The sequence below is a fragment of the Klebsiella sp. 54 genome (assembly GCF_018223875.1).
In the GTDB taxonomy this organism is placed as follows: Bacteria; Pseudomonadota; Gammaproteobacteria; order Enterobacterales; family Enterobacteriaceae; genus Klebsiella; species Klebsiella quasipneumoniae.
Map to the genome: position 1 here is coordinate 112,254 of NZ_JAGRRA010000005.1, position 18,716 is coordinate 130,969.

18 protein-coding genes and 2 tRNA genes are annotated in these 18,716 nt (G+C 57.7%); 5 read left to right on the forward strand and 15 right to left on the reverse strand.

What is annotated here, in order from left to right; translation table 11 throughout:
* Positions 1–36 precede the first annotated feature (36 nt).
* From nsrR to KHQ24_RS13895, 3 genes are all read right to left on the reverse strand, one after another.
* On the reverse strand, positions 37–462 hold the full coding sequence (nsrR, locus tag KHQ24_RS13885) for a nitric oxide-sensing transcriptional repressor NsrR (RefSeq protein ID WP_002885667.1): 426 nt from the start codon (positions 460–462) through the stop codon (positions 37–39).
* 150 nt (positions 463–612) lie between these two features.
* Positions 613–1,911: an adenylosuccinate synthase gene (locus tag KHQ24_RS13890; protein ID WP_004206445.1), complete on the reverse strand. Its 1,299-nt coding sequence runs from the start codon at positions 1,909–1,911 to the stop codon at positions 613–615.
* Positions 1,912–2,013: 102 nt separating this feature from the next.
* A complete protein-coding gene (locus tag KHQ24_RS13895; RefSeq protein ID WP_002885664.1) occupies positions 2,014–2,211 on the reverse strand; it encodes a DUF2065 domain-containing protein in 198 nt (65 codons plus the stop codon).
* Positions 2,212–2,434: 223 nt separating this feature from the next.
* Between KHQ24_RS13895 and KHQ24_RS13900 the strand changes: the two genes are divergently transcribed.
* The gene (locus KHQ24_RS13900) at positions 2,435–2,725 is read left to right on the forward strand and encodes a hypothetical protein (RefSeq protein WP_049092064.1); all 291 of its coding nucleotides are present in this window, start codon (positions 2,435–2,437) and stop codon (positions 2,723–2,725) included.
* A gap of 83 nt (positions 2,726–2,808) precedes the next feature.
* On the opposite strand, the gene hflC is transcribed toward KHQ24_RS13900, so the two are convergent.
* The 9 genes from hflC to nnr form a co-directional block, all read right to left on the reverse strand.
* Positions 2,809–3,813 (reverse strand): protease modulator HflC, encoded by a 1,005-nt coding sequence (hflC, locus tag KHQ24_RS13905; RefSeq protein ID WP_004192484.1) that lies wholly within the window; start codon positions 3,811–3,813, stop codon positions 2,809–2,811.
* Positions 3,814–3,815: 2 nt separating this feature from the next.
* Positions 3,816–5,078 (reverse strand): FtsH protease activity modulator HflK, encoded by a 1,263-nt coding sequence (hflK, locus tag KHQ24_RS13910; protein WP_004206443.1) that lies wholly within the window; start codon positions 5,076–5,078, stop codon positions 3,816–3,818.
* A gap of 65 nt (positions 5,079–5,143) precedes the next feature.
* Entirely contained in the window at positions 5,144–6,424 is a 1,281-nt protein-coding gene (hflX, locus tag KHQ24_RS13915) for a ribosome rescue GTPase HflX (RefSeq protein WP_004146725.1), read from the reverse strand.
* 75 nt (positions 6,425–6,499) lie between these two features.
* Complete coding sequence (gene hfq / locus KHQ24_RS13920; RefSeq protein WP_002885659.1) at positions 6,500–6,808, reverse strand: RNA chaperone Hfq; 309 nt, start codon at positions 6,806–6,808, stop codon at positions 6,500–6,502.
* Between the two features lie 92 nt (positions 6,809–6,900).
* Positions 6,901–7,851 (reverse strand): tRNA (adenosine(37)-N6)-dimethylallyltransferase MiaA, encoded by a 951-nt coding sequence (gene miaA, locus KHQ24_RS13925; RefSeq protein WP_004206442.1) that lies wholly within the window; start codon positions 7,849–7,851, stop codon positions 6,901–6,903.
* Positions 7,844–9,703, reverse strand: a complete 1,860-nt coding sequence (gene mutL, locus KHQ24_RS13930) for a DNA mismatch repair endonuclease MutL (protein ID WP_043519284.1) — start codon at positions 9,701–9,703, stop codon at positions 7,844–7,846. The genes miaA and mutL overlap by 8 nt, the downstream gene beginning before the upstream one ends.
* Positions 9,704–9,713: 10 nt before the next feature.
* On the reverse strand, positions 9,714–11,066 hold the full coding sequence (amiB, locus tag KHQ24_RS13935; RefSeq protein ID WP_080841775.1) for an N-acetylmuramoyl-L-alanine amidase AmiB: 1,353 nt from the start codon (positions 11,064–11,066) through the stop codon (positions 9,714–9,716).
* 16 nt (positions 11,067–11,082) lie between these two features.
* Positions 11,083–11,544 (reverse strand): tRNA (adenosine(37)-N6)-threonylcarbamoyltransferase complex ATPase subunit type 1 TsaE, encoded by a 462-nt coding sequence (gene tsaE / locus KHQ24_RS13940; RefSeq protein WP_004206439.1) that lies wholly within the window; start codon positions 11,542–11,544, stop codon positions 11,083–11,085.
* Positions 11,537–13,048 carry a bifunctional ADP-dependent NAD(P)H-hydrate dehydratase/NAD(P)H-hydrate epimerase gene (gene nnr, locus KHQ24_RS13945; RefSeq protein WP_162574728.1) on the reverse strand — a complete coding sequence of 504 codons (1,512 nt, stop codon included), beginning with the start codon at positions 13,046–13,048 and terminating at the stop codon, positions 11,537–11,539. Before nnr ends, tsaE begins: the two co-directional genes overlap by 8 nt.
* 13 nt (positions 13,049–13,061) lie before the next feature.
* Here nnr and queG point away from each other — a divergent pair, with 13 nt between their 5' ends.
* Entirely contained in the window at positions 13,062–14,201 is a 1,140-nt protein-coding gene (gene queG / locus KHQ24_RS13950; RefSeq protein ID WP_017900602.1) for a tRNA epoxyqueuosine(34) reductase QueG, read from the forward strand.
* A 390-nt stretch (positions 14,202–14,591) separates the two neighbouring features.
* Here the strand turns inward: queG and KHQ24_RS13955 are convergent.
* Positions 14,592–14,667, reverse strand: a tRNA-Gly gene (locus KHQ24_RS13955).
* A gap of 68 nt (positions 14,668–14,735) precedes the next feature.
* Positions 14,736–14,811: transfer RNA gene (locus KHQ24_RS13960), tRNA-Gly, on the reverse strand.
* Between the two features lie 294 nt (positions 14,812–15,105).
* On the opposite strand from KHQ24_RS13960, the gene KHQ24_RS13965 reads away from it, so the two are divergent.
* A complete protein-coding gene (locus KHQ24_RS13965; RefSeq protein WP_211777326.1) occupies positions 15,106–15,837 on the forward strand; it encodes a transporter substrate-binding domain-containing protein in 732 nt (243 codons plus the stop codon).
* 43 nt (positions 15,838–15,880) lie between these two features.
* Here the strand turns inward: KHQ24_RS13965 and orn are convergent, their stop codons facing one another.
* Positions 15,881–16,426, reverse strand: a complete 546-nt coding sequence (gene orn, locus KHQ24_RS13970) for an oligoribonuclease (RefSeq protein ID WP_004206435.1) — start codon at positions 16,424–16,426, stop codon at positions 15,881–15,883.
* 94 nt (positions 16,427–16,520) lie between these two features.
* Between orn and rsgA the strand changes: the two genes are divergently transcribed.
* Positions 16,521–17,582 (forward strand): small ribosomal subunit biogenesis GTPase RsgA, encoded by a 1,062-nt coding sequence (gene rsgA, locus KHQ24_RS13975; RefSeq protein WP_017900927.1) that lies wholly within the window; start codon positions 16,521–16,523, stop codon positions 17,580–17,582.
* A 161-nt stretch (positions 17,583–17,743) separates the two neighbouring features.
* Positions 17,744–18,706 carry an archaetidylserine decarboxylase gene (asd, locus tag KHQ24_RS13980; RefSeq protein ID WP_017900928.1) on the forward strand — a complete coding sequence of 321 codons (963 nt, stop codon included), beginning with the start codon at positions 17,744–17,746 and terminating at the stop codon, positions 18,704–18,706.
* Positions 18,707–18,716: the final 10 nt, after the last annotated feature.

The window sequence follows — 18,716 nt, forward strand, 5'->3', positions numbered from 1 at the left end:
ATCGGTTCCTCCGTTGTCATCTCCGGCAGAGTGGCGTCACTCCACCAGCAATAATTTATAAAGCGGTTGATTCTTCTCAACCAAATCAGCCAGCGTATAGTTATCCAGTTCCTTGAGAAAACTCTGCGCGGCTTCAGCTAGTGCCTGTTTCAGACGACAGGCTGGTGTAATGTGGCAAAACTCGCTGCTGCAGTTGACCAGCGATAAGGGTTCCAGGTCGCGTACCACGTCACCGACGCGGATCTGTCCAGCTGGTTTGCCGAGGCGAATGCCCCCGTTCTTCCCCCGCACGGCAGTTACGTAGCCCATGCGACTTAACTGATTGATTATTTTAACCATATGATTACGGGAGACGCCATAGACCTCGGTCACTTCCGAGATACTGGTCATCCGTCCTTCCGGCAGCGACGCCATATAAATCAGCGCCCGTAGTCCGTAATCGGTGAAACTCGTTAACTGCACATAAACCTCAGGGAAAAGAAAACAGGGTATGTCGAGCGACATCATTATTATTGATGATAAACCAGCCAGCGCTCAGGCCGCTAATTTATTTAAAATGGGGCGGGCGAACAGCAAAAACAAGGGCGCCCGAACGGCGCCCCTTGCGAGTGATTATGCGTCGAACGGGTCGCGCAGAATCATGGTCTCGGAACGGTCTGGACCAGTAGAGATGATATCAACCGGTACGCCGGTCAGCTCTTCAATACGCTGGATGTAGTTCAGCGCTGCCTGCGGCAGGCCGCTGCGCTCTTTCACGCCGAAGGTGGTTTCAGACCAGCCCGGCATGGTTTCGTAGATAGGCTCGATACCTTCCCAGTTGTCGGCTGCCAGCGGAGTGGTGGTCACTTCGCGGCCATCCGGCATACGGTAGCCGACGCAGATTTTCACTTCTTTCAGGCCGTCGAGGACGTCCAGTTTAGTCAGGCAGAAGCCGGACAGGGAGTTAATCTGCACCGCGCGACGAACCGCGACAGCGTCCAGCCAGCCGGTACGACGACGACGACCGGTGGTGGCGCCGAATTCGTTACCCTGCTTGCAGAGGAACTCGCCGGTCTCATCAAACAGCTCAGTCGGGAACGGACCCGCGCCGACGCGAGTCGAGTAAGCTTTGATGATACCCAGAACGTAATCCACATAACGCGGGCCCAGGCCGGAGCCGGTCGCCACGCCACCCGCGGTGGTATTGGAAGAGGTTACGTACGGATAGGTACCGTGGTCGATATCCAGCAGCGTGCCCTGTGCGCCTTCGAACATTACGAAGTCGCCACGTTTACGCGCCTGATCCAGCAGGTCGGAAACGTCTACCACCATGCCGGTCAGGATGTCGGCAATCGCCATCACATCGTCCAGCACTTTCTGGTAGTCAACCGCTTCTGCTTTGTAGAAGTTCACCAGCTGGAAGTTGTGATATTCCATCACTTCTTTCAGTTTATCGGCGAAGGTTGCTTTATCGAACAGATCGCCAACGCGCAGACCGCGACGAGCGACTTTATCTTCGTAAGCCGGGCCGATGCCGCGACCGGTGGTGCCGATCGCCTTCGCGCCGCGCGCTTTTTCACGCGCCACGTCCAGCGCCACGTGATAGTCAAGGATAAGCGGGCAGGCTTCAGAGAGCAGCAGACGCTCGCGAACCGGGATACCACGGTCTTCCAGGCCCTTCATCTCTTTCATCAGCGCAGCCGGAGACAGCACGACGCCGTTACCGATGATGCTGGTGACGTTTTCACGCAGAATGCCTGATGGAATAAGATGGAGAACGGTTTTTTCACCGTTGATTACGAGAGTATGGCCGGCGTTGTGACCACCCTGGTAGCGCACAACATATTTAGCCCGTTCTGTCAGGAGATCGACGATCTTCCCTTTACCTTCGTCACCCCATTGGGTGCCCAGTACGACGACGTTGTTACCCATTTTTCAAAATCACCGTTTGCTTAAAAATGGATTCTACCATCGCTTTTTCAGAGTTACAGCACTTTTTGCATCCAAAATAAGGCAAATCCGACCACTTTTTGATCAGCCAATCGATTTCCTCAACATGTAGTAGATCACAATCCCGGCAACCACAAGTCCGCCGCCAAAGCGCCGCAATAAATTATCCGGAAGCTGGCTCAGGCTGGCGACCATCTTGCGCCAGGCTCGCGGATAAAGTAGCGGGCCAAGCCCTTCGAGTACTAAAACCAGCGCCAGCGCCAGCCAAATGGTGGAGTTCATCGTCAACCCTAATTGAAAAGTATCATCGCCGCCTTCGCAGGCGTCATCGGCCAGCATAGTGAATGCATTCACTCAATTCACATTGTCCCGTATTTCCTCTTCATTATGAACCGGAAAGGTGAAACAAAATTCATAACCAGTTGTATTGCTGTCTATTTTTTAAATTGCAACTATGCCGTCGCGTACTACAACCCGGTACGTCTACATAATCAGGAAGATTATCATGAGAGAATTAACCGCATTTGAAATCGAAAATGTGAGCGGCGCAGGCTGGTTACAGGATGGCCTGGCAACCTTAGGCAGTAAGGTTGGTGCCGCCGTATGGACGATGGGCACCGATGCCCTGAGCATCAACCTGCCGCTGATTGGCACCATTAATCTGGCCGATCTGGCGCCGGACCTGGGCAAAACCCTGGGCGAAAGCGTTGGCTCATCTATCGGCGGCACCATCGAGAGTACGCTGGCGAGCCTGCCGGTGATCGGTGGCCTGCTAAACAAGCTGCTCGGCAACTAATTCACGCCGTCGTAGCATAAAAAAAGGCGCCTGTCTCAGGCGCCTTTTTGCATTAACCACTGTAGGTTACTGTCATCTTCGACTTATTTACGCACCGAATCCGGTGAACGCATATAGCGGAAGAAATCGCTATCCGGGCTCAGGACCATGACATCCTGATTGCTCTGGAAGCTCTTCTCATAGGCGCGCAGGCTACGAATAAAGGAATAGAAGCCTGGATCCTGACTGAACGCGTCGGCAAACAGTTTTGCCGATTCCGCATCGCCTTCACCACGCAGGATACGACCCTGCCGCTCGGCTTCCGCCAGCGTCTTGGTGACTTCATAGTCCGCGGTCGCGCGCAGTTTTTCTGCCTCTTCCTGGCCCTGTGAACGGTGACGACGGGCAACCGCTTCACGCTCCGCGCGCATACGGTTATAGATCGCTTCCGACACTTCCGCCGGCAGGTTGATCTGTTTGATACGCACGTCGACCACTTCAATACCCAGCGCCGCCATACTGTTCGGGTTGATCACCTGAACTTTGCCGTTGGTTTCCGCTTCCACGCGCTCTGCCGCTTTGGCAATCGCGTCGTCAGCTGCCGGCGTGCTAACCTCGTCTTCCGTACCGGCCGATCCTGAGTTCAGCGCATCACGCACTTCCAGCGTCAGGCGGCCACGGGAATCGGTGACGATGTCTTTCACATCCAGACGACCAATTTCAGAACGCAGACGGTCCGAGAATTTACGCTTCAGCAGCACCTCGGCCTGGGAGACGTCGCCGCCGCCGGTGGCCAGGTAGTAACGGCTGAAGTCGCTGATACGCCATTTGATGTAGGAGTCGACGATCAGGTCTTTCTTCTCTTTGGTGACGAAACGGTCAGCCTGGTTGTCCATGGTCTGAATACGCGCATCCAGCATCTTCACCGATTCGATAAACGGGATCTTGAAGTGCAGGCCTGGCGCATACACCAGCGGCTTATTTTCGTCGTCGCGCAGAACTTTACCGAAACGCAGCGTGATACCGCGCTCGCCTTCCTTTACGACAAAGACAGACATGTAGAGCACTACCAGCACGATGACAATGATCGCGATAACAGATTTACGCATCGTTATTCCCCCTGACGCTGGTAGTCGTTACGCTGCGCGTTAGCGCGGCGTTGGTCCATAATGCTACCCCCGGTTGAGCTCGAGGTTGATGAGGTGCTGGCGCTGCCAGTGCTGGATGCAGGCGGCAGGCGCAGCAGATCGCTGGCGTCACTGCTATCGCTCTTTGCTGCCGGCGCAGCGGCGCCTTTCAGCATCTGATCCAGCGGCAGAACCATCAGATTGCCGTTTTTGCTGTCATTGACCAGCACTTTACGGGTGTGGCTCAGCACTTTTTCCATGGTTTCGATATACAGACGCTCGCGGGTAATCTCCGGCGCGGCTTTGTATTCCGGCAGGATCTTGGCAAAGCGAGCCACTTCACCCTGGGCTTCCAGAACGGTCTGGGTCTTATAGGCGCGTGCCTCTTCGAGGATACGCTGCGCCTGACCATTCGCCCGCGGCTGGACTTCGTTGGTATACGCTTCCGCTTCACGAATGTACTGCTGCTCGTTCTCACGCGCGGCAATGGCATCGTCAAACGCGGCCTTCACCTCTTCCGGCGGACGCGCCGTCTGGAAGTTGACGTCCAGCAGAGTGATACCCATGTTGTACGGGCGAATCGTCTCTTCCAGCTCACGCTGGGTATCGCTACGGATCACGGTACGGCCTTCGGTCAGAATGCGATCCATGGTGTATTTACCGATCACCCCGCGCAGCGCGCTGTCGGTAGCCTGACGCAGGCTGTCATCCGCGCTGGTGACGCTAAACAGGTAGCGCTCCGGATCGGTGACGCGGTACTGCACGTTCATCTCAACGCGTACCACGTTTTCGTCAGAGGTCAGCATGACGCCGGACGCCGCCAGTTCGCGTACTGACTCCACGTTCACCGCCTGCACGTTATCGATAAAGGTCGGCTTCCAGTTCAGGCCCGGCTCAACCAGATGGCTGAACTTACCAAAGCGGGTGACCACGCCACGTTCAGCTTCTTTAATGGTATAGAAACCGCTGGCCGCCCAGATAATCACGGCTGCCGCGGCAACGATGCCGACAATACGCCCGCCCATCGGTCCGCGAGGTCCCTGCGCGCTATTGCCGCCGCCCAGTCCGCCCTTGCCGCCGCCGAGCCCGCCAAGTTTTTTACTTAACTTGCGGAAGATATCATCCAGATCCGGCGGCCCCTGCTCGCGACCGCCTTTATTGCCATTTCCCTCAGAGTTGCCGCCAGGTTTGCTGCTCCCCCACGGGTCGCGGTCCTGTCCGTTATTACCGGGCTGATTCCACGCCATGTATATGCTCCATATTTGTTTTTGATATCCCCACAGGGGTCAATATCTTCAGGCAAGCTGCAAGGTCAAACCACATAGTCAACAAGCGTTGGCTCTTGCTTACAGAGGCGCCGCCAGTCAACGATCGGCATGCGCACCTGCAGACTCACGCTGCCGTCATCCTCCATCCACTCTTTTTCTATCGCCTGAAGCTGATAGAAACGGCTTCTCAGTCGCCCTTCTTTCGGCGGTAAGCGCAGCGTATGCTGGGCCACTTCACCGGAAAGGCGCTCCGTTAACGCCTGGAAAAGCAGTGGTACGCCAACCCCGGTCTGAGCGGAAAGCCAGACCCGAATCGGTTTATTTTCATCGTCGCGATCGATGCGCGGTTCAAAATCGTCCAGCATGTCGATTTTGTTCATCACCAGCAGCGCCGGGATCTCATCGGCCTCAATTTCAGCGAGAACCGTATTTACCGCATCAATGTTTTCCTGCACGCGGACATCCGCAGCGTCAATCACATGCAGCAGCAGCGTCGCCTGACGCGTCTCCTGCAACGTCGCTTTAAACGCGGCCACCAGATCGTGCGGCAGGTGGCGAATAAAGCCGACGGTATCGGCCAGCACCGTTTCGCCGACGTCAGGGACGTCAATGCGGCGCAGCGTCGGGTCCAGGGTCGCGAACAGCTGGTTCGCGGCATAGACCTCGGCGGCGGTGATCTGGTTAAAGAGCGTTGATTTTCCGGCGTTGGTGTAGCCCACCAGCGACACGGTTGGAATATCGGCTTTCGCGCGCGACCGCCGCCCCTGCTCACGCTGTTTTTCGACTTTTTCCAGCCGCGACAGGATCTGCATGATGCGGTTACGCAATAAACGACGGTCAGTTTCGAGCTGGGTTTCACCCGGGCCACGCAAACCGATCCCGCCCTTTTGTCTTTCAAGGTGGGTCCAGCCGCGGACAAGGCGGGTCGCCATATGGCGCAGCTGCGCCAGCTCGACCTGCAGTTTCCCTTCATGGGTGCGCGCGCGCTGAGCGAAAATATCTAAAATAAGACCGGTACGATCGATAACCCGGCATTCGCACAGGCGTTCCAGGTTGCGTTCTTGCGCCGGACTCAGGGCATGATCGAAGAGCACGACCGAAGCGCCGGTCGCTTTAACGGCTTCCGCAATTTCGACTGCCTTACCTTCACCAACAAAATACTTCGGGTGCGGTGCTTTACGGCTACCGGTAATCACCTGCATTGCTTCGACACCGGCGGAAGAGGCCAGAGTTTCAAACTCCTGGAGGTCTTCCATATCTTTGTCTTGCGAAAAATAGATGTGTACCAGTACCGCCTGCTCACCGGCGTCATAACGGTCAAACAAGCGTAAACCCCTTATAAAATACCAGCGGGGAACGCAGAAAACCTGGCTCCCCGGCGTGGAAAAACAGCACTAGCCTTATTCGGCGTCGTCGCTGTCTTGTTGTGGCGCAGAAGAGCCCTGCGCGCTACCACCGTGGTGATAGTTACTGGAACCGCCGCCAGCATTGTTGCTGTGGTGAGACACCGGGCGAGACGGGACAACAGTAGAAATTGCGTGCTTATAGACCATCTGGCTGACCGTGTTCTTCAACAGGATCACGAACTGATCGAAAGACTCAATTTGCCCTTGCAGCTTGATACCATTCACCAAATAAATAGAAACCGGAACGCGTTCCCGACGCAAAGCGTTCAGGAACGGATCTTGTAAAGATTGCCCCTTAGCCATTCTCTCTTTTCCTTATATGTATGCTTGTTTTGTACTCAGAACCTTACGATTCTCAAAAAAAATTACGCACGATACCGTTTAATTGTACACGTTCAGTTCTGGCTCGCACCAACAACCTGTAATACTTTGTTGAGCGCTTGTTCAGGTTGTTCACTGTCTAACCAATGCACACCTTCCCAACCGCGCAGCCAGGTGACCTGACGTTTGGCTAACTGTCTCGTGGCGCAAACACCTCGATAAACCATCTCATCATATGGGATCTCGCCATTGAGATATGACCACATCTGGCGGTATCCGACACAACGGATGGAAGGCATATCCGTATGCAAATCTCCGCGGGCAAAAAGCGCCCGTACTTCTGCTTCAAAACCTGAAGCTAACATCTGATGAAAACGCTGTTCTATGCGTTGATGGAGCAGTTCACGGCTCGCCGGGGCGATGGCGAACTGATGCACCTGATATGGCAGAGCGTCTCCTGACGTTTGCGTCAGTTCCGTTAAAGTTTTACCCGAAATGAAAAAAACTTCCAGTGCCCGGGAAAGCCTTTGCGGATCATTTGGATGAATACGCGCAGCCGCTACGGGATCGATCTCCTGTAACTGCTGATGTAACGCGTTCCACCCCTGCTCTGCGGCCTGTTGCTCAATCCGCGCTCTGACCTCTGGGTCAGCGGACGGTAAGGGCGACAATCCTTCCAGCAACGCTTTGAAATACAACATCGTCCCGCCGACTAACAGCGGAATTCGCCCGGCGGCGACAATTTCCGCCATCGCCGCCAGCGCATCGCGGCGAAAATCCGCCGCGGAATAGGCCTCTGCAGGATCCAAAATATCCAGCAGCCGGTGCGGTGCGGCGCTCAGCTCTGCGGCATCCGGTTTGGCGGTGCCAATATCCATTCCCCGATAAATGAGGGCGGAATCAACACTAATCAACTCTACTGGCAAAACTTTACGTAAGGCTATCGCCAGCGCGGTTTTGCCGGAGGCCGTCGGGCCCATTAAAAAAATTGCCTTGGGCAGGCTCGCCTCGGTTACATCATTCATCTTTCAGGGCATTCATCGCCGAATGGAGATCTACAGGTTGTAACAGGCCACCCGGCGGCGTTCTCACCAGCTGCGGGCAAAGACGCTCAACGTCCGCCAGCAGCGCAATCGCCTGCGCCATATTCCATGACGTCTGTTCGCTCGTCAGATTACGCGCCATCCATTGGGCGATATTGCCGACGTCGAATGCGTTTTGCTGCGCCAGGTAGCCTATCAGTTCAGGAATCAAGATTTGTAAATTTTGTTGTCTTAAGGGTAAAGGGACCGCGCGCACCGTCACGTGCAGGGCATCGGTATGCATATCGATCCCCAGCTGCGTCAGCGCCGGATGCGCGGCGGCCAGCGCCTGTTTTTCCCCTTCCGTCACTTTTAACCGCAGGGGGATCAGCAGCGGCTGGGCACAGACGGCCTCTGCTCCCGGGGTCAACTGCGCCTGGCGCAGCCAGCGCTCGGCAACGGTCAACGACAGCAGCGCCAGGCCGCCCTCGCGCTCGAGCAGCGCGCAGTCGCGGCTCACAATCGTCAGCACTCTGCCAAAGCTCTGGCTGTGACCGGCCAGTTCCGCCGTGGCCGGAGTCTGTAACGCGGGCTTTGGCGCCGTTGGCGTGTCGAGCAACTGACGATAAAGCGCCCCTTGCTGCTTCTGGTAACCCGGCTGCGCGTGCGGCCAGCTCGCGCCGCCCGGCCTGCCGCTGGAGGCCGCAGACTCACGCGATGGCGTGATGCTGAAACGGGTTGCCGGTTCACGCGCTTCCGACGGCCGCGCAAACTGGTTGCCGCCCGCCGCGATCCGGTTCTCCGGCATCGCACGGGGCGCCGGCGGGTCGTCTTTTTCCGCCAGCGGCGCGTCAAGCTGCTGCTGCAGCACGCTCAGTACGCCCTGGTAGATAAAGTCATGCACCAGGCGCGACTGATGGAAACGCACCTCATGCTTGGCCGGGTGGACGTTCACATCCACCTGATGGGGATCGATCTCCAGATACAGCACAAACGCCGGCTGCTGATCGGCCCCCAGTTTGTCTTCACAGGCCTGGCGGATAGCGTGGTTGATCAGCCGGTCGCGCATCATCCGCCCGTTAACGTAGCAATACTGAATTTCCGCCAGCGCAGGGGTGGTATGCAGCGGATCGGCGACCCAGCCGCGCAGGGTCAGATCGCCATGCTGCCACTCGATCGCCAGGGCATGTTCAAGAAAGGCGGCGCCACAGATGGTTCCCAACCGCCGCTCCCGCTGGCCATCCTGAGCGACTGCCCGATACTGGCGCATCACCTTGCCGTTATGGCTGAGGTTGATGGTGACGTCGAATCGCGCCAGCGCAATGCGGCGCACCACCTCGTCAATGTGGCCGAACTCGGTCTTTTCGGTGCGCATAAATTTGCGCCGCGCCGGGGTGTTGTAGAACAGATCGAGGACTTCAAGGGTAGTGCCGACCGGGTGCGCCGCCGGCTTCACCGTCACCGCCTGATCGCGGCCTTCGGCATACGCCTGCCAGGCTTCCTGCTGTTCCGCCGTCCGCGAAGTGAGCGTCAGGCGCGCCACCGAACTGATACTGGCCAGCGCTTCGCCGCGAAAACCGAGGCTGATAATGGCTTCGAGATCGTCGAGCGAGGCGATCTTGCTGGTCGCGTGGCGAGCCAGGGCCAGCGCCAGCTCGTCTTTTTTGATGCCGCAGCCGTTATCGCGAATGCGAATAAGCTTCGCGCCGCCGCGTTCGATATCAATATCAATCCGCGTGGCGCCTGCATCAAGGCTGTTTTCAACCAGCTCTTTCACCACCGACGCGGGCCGTTCCACCACCTCGCCGGCGGCAATCTGGTTGGCGAGCTGCGGCGGCAGAACCTGAATCGGCATCCCCTGCTCCTTAGTTAATCAACATCCCGCCCGGCGAGGCGGCGCTGGCGGTCTGCGCCGCCTCGCCGCGAGGCGCCGACTGCAGCGGATGCTGCATAAAGTAGTTGCGCAGACCGTTATAAATCGCCTCCGCAATCTGCTCCTGGTAATCATCGCTGCCCAGCAGCCGTTCTTCCCCGTTGTTACTGATGAAGCCCGTTTCCACGAGGATCGACGGAATGTCCGGCGAGCGCAGTACGCCGAGGCTGGCATGCTCCGGACGGCGTTTATGCAGATTGCCAATCCGCTGCAGCTGGCTGAGCACGTTGGTCGCCACATCGTAGCCGACGCGTTGGGAGTGACCGAACTGCAGATCCAACACCGCCTGGCTCAGGTAGGGATCGGCCTGGCTGTTCGCCAGCACATCGCCCGCGCCGCCGAGCAGTTCAGACTGTTTCTCATGCTGTTCCAGCCAGCCGGCCATTTCACTGTTGGCGCGACGGTTAGAAAGTACCCATACCGAGGCGCCGGTGGCGTCGCGGTTTGGCGCGGCGTCGGCATGGATTGAGACGAGGAAGTTGGCATTTTGCTTACGCGCCACATCCGAGCGTCCCATTACCGAAATAAAGTAATCCCCGTCACGGGTCAGCACCGGTTTAAACTGCGGATCGGCGTTCAGCAGCGCCCGCAGCTTGCGCGCGATGGCGATAGTCACGTTCTTCTCTTTGGTGCCGTTCGGGCCAATCGCGCCAGGATCCTGACCGCCGTGCCCGGCATCGATGGCGATAATCACTTTATCCTGCGCCGACACGGTGCGGGCCGCCGGACGGGTCACGGTTTGATTGTTGGTCATCGCCGGCTGAGAGGGGGTCATCACCGTCTGCCGATCGTGGCCCGACGAGCTGAACGGATTGCGTCCCGCCGTCACCGTCCGGGAAGGCATCACCGGCGGCGGGTCGGCCCGTTTCACCACCACAGGAGGTGGCGGCGGCGGAGGCGCGTCGGCGTTGATGGTAAAGACCACCGTGTAATTCGCCCCGTTCTGTTGCTTCACCGCCCGGGTTTTGCCATCTTCCGTCAGATCCACCAGCAGACGCAGCGTCTGCGAATCCTGCGGCGTACCGGCACGAATGCTCTTCACCAGGTTGCTGCCGCTAAATTTCAGCGGCAGTCCCTGCAATACGCCGGTCTGTTTGATATCCAGCGCCACCAGTCGTTTGCCCTGGGGGGTAAAAGAGTACTCCGGTTCACCGACAAAGCTAAGAGTAATACGGGCCTGCTGGTCTCCGTTGGAGACCTGGATATCGGATAAACTCGCCGCAGTGGCGTGAAGACTCGACAGCATCAGCGCAGCGGCAAGCCAGGTGGTTATGCGATACTTCATCCCGTCATCCTTCAGGCTAAATGGCTAAACGTGCCAGTAAAGACTCACCCCGTGAGGAGATCGCGGTAATGCGCGCCTCACGCCCTTGTGCCTGGTAATCAAGGTGAATTTCAACGTCCGGGTCAGGCAGGACACCTGCGCCTTGCTGCGGCCATTCCACCAGGCAGATGGCATCGTCGGCAAAATAATCGCGGATCCCCATAAATTCCAGCTCCTCAGGATCCGCCAGGCGGTAGAGATCGAAGTGATACACCATCAGCTTGTCGAGGGTATACGGTTCCACCAGGGTATAAGTTGGGCTTTTGACATTGCCGCGGTGACCGAGCGCCTGTAAAAAGCCGCGGCTAAAGGTGGTTTTTCCCGCGCCTAAGTCACCATAAAGGTAAATCACGGTGGCGCCGGTACAGGCCTGCGCAATACGGTCGCCCAGGGCCAGCGTGGCCTGCTCATCGGGTAAAGGAATCACTCGGTTAATCATGGTCTACGTCAATCACATCCGGGTTAACAACACGCCTGAGCGTGGAAAAGAGATCGGTCGCCAGCATGCCGCGGGTGCCCTCGCGGGCGGCCAGTCGGTCGGCGGCATCGCCATGAGCGACGCACCCGGCACAGGCAGCATCATACGGCGTCAGGTGCTGTCCTAACAATGCGGCGATGATGCCAGTGAGCACATCGCCCATGCCGCCGCTGGCCATCCCGGCATTGCCGGCGTCGATAATGCCCATCGCCCCGCGTTCACTGGCCACCACCGTGCCCGCGCCTTTCAGCACGACCACGCCGCCATACCGTTTTACCAGACGCTGCGCAGAAAGTAAGCGATCGCTTTCAATTTCTGCCACGCTGACATTCAGCAGACGGGCCGCTTCGCCGGGGTGCGGCGTCAGCACGCGATTGTGACGTTTATCGGGATTGAATGCCAGCAGGTTCAGCGCATCGGCGTCCCAGACCATCGGTTTGTTAACCCTTTCCACCATGCGCAGGGCGCTGCGTCCCCACTCGTTCTGCCCCAGACCTGGGCCAATCGCCACCACCTCCGCCCACTCCAGCGCGGCTTTCAGGGTCTGCGGCGTCAGCTCATCCACCATTAATTCCGGCCGGGCGGTGATAATAGGCGCCACGTTCTCCGGGTGAGTAAGTACTCGCACCAGCCCTGCGCCGGCGCGTAAAGCCGCTTCACCGCACATGCGAATCGCGCCTGCCGTGCCGCGATCGCCGCCGACGATCGCCAGCTTGCCGTGATCGCCCTTATGGGAGGTGGCCCGGCGCGGCGGCAGCCAGTCGGCAAGGTGGGCGGCGCAAAACCGCGTCAGGGGGGTACTTTGCCCGGCGAGCCAGCGCTCAAGCCCCAGCGCATGATGGTGGAGCTGCCCGACGACATCCCGCGCCTTGCCGGTCAGCAGCCCCGGTTTGAGTGCGATAAACGTCAGCGTATGGTCGGCCTGAATGACCGCCCCCGGCGTCGCGCCGGTCTGCGCGTTCAGGCCGGAAGGGATATCCAGAGCCAGCACCGGCGCAGGATGGTGGTTCGCCTGGTGAATGAGCACCGCGACGGATTCACGCGGCGCACTGCGCAACCCGGTGCCGAGCAGGCCATCAATAATCAGTGAGATATCGTCTGGCCAGGGGACAGTGGCCGCATGGATCACGCCGCCGGCGTTAAGCCATGCCTCCCGCGCCGCCTGCGCCTCTTCCGGCAGCGGGCTGTCACTCTCTACCGCCAGCAGCGTCACCCTCCGCCCGGCGGCCTGGGCCAGACGCGCGACGACATATCCGTCACCGCCGTTGTTGCCATGCCCGCAGAGGATCAGCCAGTGCGCGCTGTCAGGAAAAGCGCGGCTGGCCAGTTGGAACGCCGCCTCGCCCGCGCGCTGCATCAGTTCAAACAGCGTCAGTCCCAGGCTGTCCGCCGCCTCTCGTTCGGCCAGGCGCAGCGCCTCCGCAGGCCAAATGTTGTATGGTATACTGTCAGGGTTTTTCGTCATTGTATGGTCCATCATGTCACAGCCCCTCGATCTCGTTCAGTTAGCGCAACAAATCAAACAATGGGGCACAGAGCTCGGGTTCCAGCAGGTCGGTATCGCCGATACCGACCTCAGCGCCAGTGAACCCAAACTGCAGGCATGGCTGGATAAACAATACCACGGCGAAATGGAGTGGATGGCCCGTCACGGTATGATGCGCGCCCGCCCCCACGAACTGCTGCCCGGTACGTTACGCGTCATCAGCGTGCGGATGAATTATCTGCCCGCCAACGCCGCCTTTGCCCGCACCCTGAAAGATCCCGCGCTGGGTTACGTCAGCCGTTATGCCCTCGGGCGTGATTATCATAAGCTGCTACGTAATCGCCTGAAAAAACTGGGTGAGAAGATTCAGGAACAGTGTGCTTCGCTCAATTTTAGACCTTTTGTCGATTCCGCGCCTATCCTGGAACGGCCCATTGCAGAAAAAGCGGGCCTTGGCTGGACAGGTAAGCACTCACTTATCTTAAGCCGCGACGCCGGATCATTCTTTTTTCTCGGCGAACTGCTGATTGACCTGCCCCTGCCGGTCGACAGCCCGGTCGCGGAGGAGTGTGGACGCTGTGTCGCCTGCATGACTATCTGCCCCACCGGGGCCATCGTTGAGCCCTATACCGTCGACGCCCGCCGCTGCATCTCCTATCTCACCATCGAACTGGAAGGCGCTATTCCGGAGGAGTTCCGTCCACTCATCGGCAACCGGATCTATGGCTGCGACGACTGCCAGCTTATCTGCCCGTGGAACCGTTTCTCACAGCTCACCGATGAAGAGGATTTCAGCCCGCGCCAGGCGCTGCATGCCCCGCCGCTGGTGGAGCTGTTCGCCTGGAGCGAAGCGTGGTTTCTGAAGGTGACCGAAGGGTCGGCGATTCGTCGCATTGGTCATCTGCGCTGGCTGCGTAATATCGCCGTCGCGCTGGGCAATGCGCCCTGGGATGAAGCCCATCTTCGCGCACTGGAGAGTCGCCTGGGCGAGCACCCGCTTCTCGACGAGCACATTGAGTGGGCGATTGCCCAGCAACTGAAAAAGCGCAGCGTCGACGCCGTCGAAGTACAGCTGCCGAAAAAATTACGTCTGGTCAGGGTGGTAGAGAAAGGCCTGCCGCGCGACGCCTGATTCATTCACAGGCTGTGAATAAAATCTAAAACACATTGAGTTTCAAGGCGCAGACCGAGGTCAAGTGATCGGATTAACATTTCGAAATGAAATTTAATTGTTAAATTTCAATTAGATATAAAGATATTATTTACAAAGCGAAGCATTTACGCCGTCAGAAGCGAAACGACAACCTGTGGATAACTCTGTTTACAGTATTTCTGCAGACCAAACGAAAATCATCCCCGGCGCTGGATTGCACTGTGGATAAATAAGAGATGGAAGAAAATTTGGAGCGGGAAACGAGACTCGAACNNCTACCAACTGAGCTATTCCCGCTTAATCATCGTCATTCAAGCTACCGTGTAGCAACCTGAAAACTGCGACTGGTGTGGTGTGTCATTCAAATTTTGGAGCGGGAAACGAGACTCGAACTCGCGACCCCGACCTTGGCAAGGTCGTGCTCTACCAACTGAGCTATTCCCGCTTAATCTTCGGCTTTCGCCCCGCATCTGCGAGATGAAATCCTTTGATCAGGATGGTGCTTTCAAATTTTGGAGCGGGAAACGAGACTCGAACTCGCGACCCCGACCTTGGCAAGGTCGTGCTCTACCAACTGAGCTATTCCCGCGTTACTGCATTTTTTGCCATATTTCGATGGCGTCGTAATTTGCATTTCTGCGTCGTTACGGGAGGCGCATTATACGAGAATTCGATGCCCCTGCAACCCCCTGTTCATCACTTTTTTGCGTTTTTTGTTTAAATGGATATTTTCTCGCCACCCACGCCGCTGAATTGTATAAATAAGCGTCATTTCGGGCAAAATCGCTTTTTCCGCCCGCCTGAATGACGCAAAATCGCTCGCATCATACAGCGGTGGCGCGACGTAAAACGAGGCCACCACGCCGCCAAACAGGGAATTAGCATGAGAAAAGTCCTCACCGTCCTGCTGCTGAGCACGCTGGCCATCGGAACCGCGTCAGCCGAGACGCTCCATTTTGGCACCAGCACGGCCAATCCGCCGTTTGTCACCGCCAACGGCAAAAATCAGCCTGTCGGCTTCGATATCGATCTTGCCCAGGCCCTGTGCCAGCAGATGCAGGCGCAGTGCCAGTTCACGGCGCAGCGTTTCGATACGCTGATCCCGGCTTTACGCTTCAAGAAATTTGACGCGGTGATTGCCGGCATGGAAGTGATCCCGATGCGTGAGAAGCAGGTCGCCTTCAGCCGTCCCTATCGCCAGGCGCTCTCCGGGGTGGTGATCGTCAACAAAGATGTCGCCCATACCTTTGCCGACCTGAAAGCCAAAAAAGTCGGCGTGGTGAAAGGCACACTGCATCAACACTATCTGCGTGATAAACAGAAAGCCGTACAGGCTGTTCCTTACGACGACGTCGCCAGCGCCCTGGCCGCGCTGAAGGCCGGGCAAATAACCGGCGTCATGGGCGACTTCGCCACCCTCGACGCCTGGCAGCAGGAGAACCCTGACTACGCCATCATGGATGAACGTGCCACCGACCCGACTTATTACGGTAAGCAGTATGCGATTGCGGTGCGCAAAGACGATCCGGAGCTGCTGAATGCGATCAACGATGCCCTGACCGCGGTCATGGCGACACCTGACTTCCAGCAGATGCAGCAGAAGTGGTTTAAATAACGCAGAAAGGTGTACCGGGCCGCGCACAGGGCCCGGTCGCGGTTTACAGCTTAATGAAATGCTCGCGGTAGTAAGCCAGCTCGGCGACTGACTCGCGGATATCGTCCATTGCCTGATGGGTACCCTGCTTTTTAAAGCCGTCGAGAATTTCCGGCTTCCAGCGACGCGCCAGCTCTTTCAGCGTGCTAACGTCCAGATAGCGATAGTGGAAATAGGCTTCCAGTTGCGGCATGTACTTAAACAGGAAGCGACGATCCTGGCCGATGCTGTTGCCACAGATCGGCGACTTGCCCGCCGGCACCCACTGCTTAAGAAACTCAATGGTCGCCAGTTCGGCGTCGTGCTCGCTGACGGCGCTGGCCTTCACGCGATCCACCAGCCCGCTGCCGGTATGCGTCCGCACATTCCACTCGTCCATCAGCGCCAGCTGGGCATCTGATTGATGCACCGCGATGGTCGGCCCCTCGGCCAGAATGTTCAGGTTGGCATCGGTCACCAGGGTGGCGATTTCGATAATGCGATCGCGCTCCGGATCCAGCCCTGTCATCTCAAGATCGATCCAAATGAGGTTGTTTTCATTTGCACTCATGCTATTTTCCACCCTTCTTGCGTGACTATATTCATCTAAAATAGCGTGTATCATAGAGGTTTTGCCCCATCAGGGCGACCAGGAGCCAGTTCGATTGAGTAAAAATAAACTCTCCAAAGGCCAGCAGCGCCGCGTCAAAGCCAACCACCAGCGCCGTCTGAAAACCACTGCGGAGAAGGCCGACTACGATGACAACCTGTTTGGCGACCCGTCGGAAGGCATTGTCATTAGTCGCTTTGGCATGCATGCCGACGTCGAATCCGCTGACGGCAGCGTGCATCGCTGCAATATCCGCCGGACGATCCGTTCGCTGGTCACCGGCGACCGCGTGGTCTGGCGGCCGGGTAAAGACGCTGCCGACGGCGTAAGCGTCAAAGGGATCGTCGAAGCGGTTCACGATCGCGCCTCCGTCCTGACGCGTCCGGATTTTTACGACGGCGTGAAGCCTATCGCCGCCAATATCGACCAGATCGTGGTGGTTTCCGCGATCCTGCCTGAGCTATCGCTGAATATTATCGATCGCTATCTGGTGGCCTGCGAGGCGCAGGATATCGAGCCGTTAATCGTCCTGAACAAAATCGATCTGCTGGATGACGATGGCCTGCGCTTCGTCAATGAACAAATGGACATCTACCGCCACATCGGTTACCGCGTGCTGCTGGTCTCCAGCCGTACTCAGGACGGCCTCAAGCCGCTGGAAGCGGCCCTGACCGACCGCATCAGCATCTTTGCCGGGCAGTCCGGGGTGGGTAAATCGAGCCTGCTGAACGCCCTGCTGGGGCTGAATGAGGATCAGATCCTCACTAATGATGTCTCGGACGTTTCCGGCTTAGGCCAGCACACCACCACCGCGGCGCGCCTCTACCACTTCCCGCACGGCGGTGATGTGATTGATTCACCGGGAGTACGTGAGTTCGGCCTGTGGCATCTGGAAGCGGAACAAATCACCAACGGCTTTGTCGAATTCCATGATTATTTAGGCCGCTGCAAATATCGCGACTGTAAACACGATACCGATCCTGGCTGTGCGCTTCGTGAAGCGGTAGAGAACGGCAAGATCGCCGAGAGCCGTTTCGAGAACTACCACCGCATCCTGGAAAGCATGGCGCAGGTACAGGTAAAAACGCGTAAAAACTTTTCCTCGTCCGATGACTGACCATTAAGCTGAGCGTCACGTCAGGCGCTGCCGGGCAGCGGTGATGACGCAGCTTACGCGGATGCCATTTAGCGAGTTTTACGTATAGAATCGTCCCCCTTTTTTCAGGTCCCCGCCCGCGGGCGGGGTCAGGAACGACATATCATGGCCTGGAGGCTACTTTGTTAAACGATCTTAAACTTTCACTGCAATACATTCTGCCTAAACTGTGGCTCACCCGCCTCGCAGGCTGGGGTGCGAGCAAACGCGCAGGTTGGCTGACGAAGCTGGTCATCGATCTGTTCGTGAAATACTACAAGGTCGATATGAAAGAGGCGCAGAAGCCGGATACCGCGGCCTATCGCACCTTCAACGATTTCTTTGTACGCCCGCTGCGCGACGACGTTCGCCCGCTGAATACCGATCCTAACGTGCTGGTGATGCCGGCCGACGGCGTGATCAGCCAGCTTGGCGCGATTGAAGACGACAAAATTCTGCAGGCCAAGGGCCACAACTACAGCCTGGAAGCCCTGCTGGCCGGCAACTATCAGATGGCCGACCTGTTCCGTAACGGCAGCTTCGCCACCACCTATCTGTCGCCGCGCGACTATCACCGCGTGCACATGCCGTGCAACGGCATCCTGCGCGAAATGATCTACGTTCCTGGCGACCTGTTCTCCGTTAACCATCTGACGGCGCAGAACGTGCCGAACCTGTTCGCCCGTAACGAGCGCGTCATCTGCCTGTTTGATACTGAGTTTGGCCCGATGGCGCAAATTCTGGTGGGCGCGACTATCGTCGGCAGCATCGAGACCGTGTGGTCCGGCACCGTAACCCCGCCGCGCGAAGGCATTATTAAACGCTGGACCTGGCCCGCTGGCGACAGCGAAGGCTCCGTCGCCCTGCTGAAAGGCCAGGAGATGGGCCGCTTCAAACTGGGCTCCACCGTGATCAACCTGTTTGCCCCGGGCCAGGTGAAGCTGGTCGACACGCTGCAAAGCCTGTCCGTGACTAAAATCGGCCAACCGCTGGCGACAACGGTGGAAGCAACCACCGCCGCTGAACCGGCGCCGTTACCGGAAGAAGAGATCCGCGCCGAACATCGCGCCAGCCCGCTGGTTGACGATAAACAAGACCAAGGTTAATTCTTCAGCA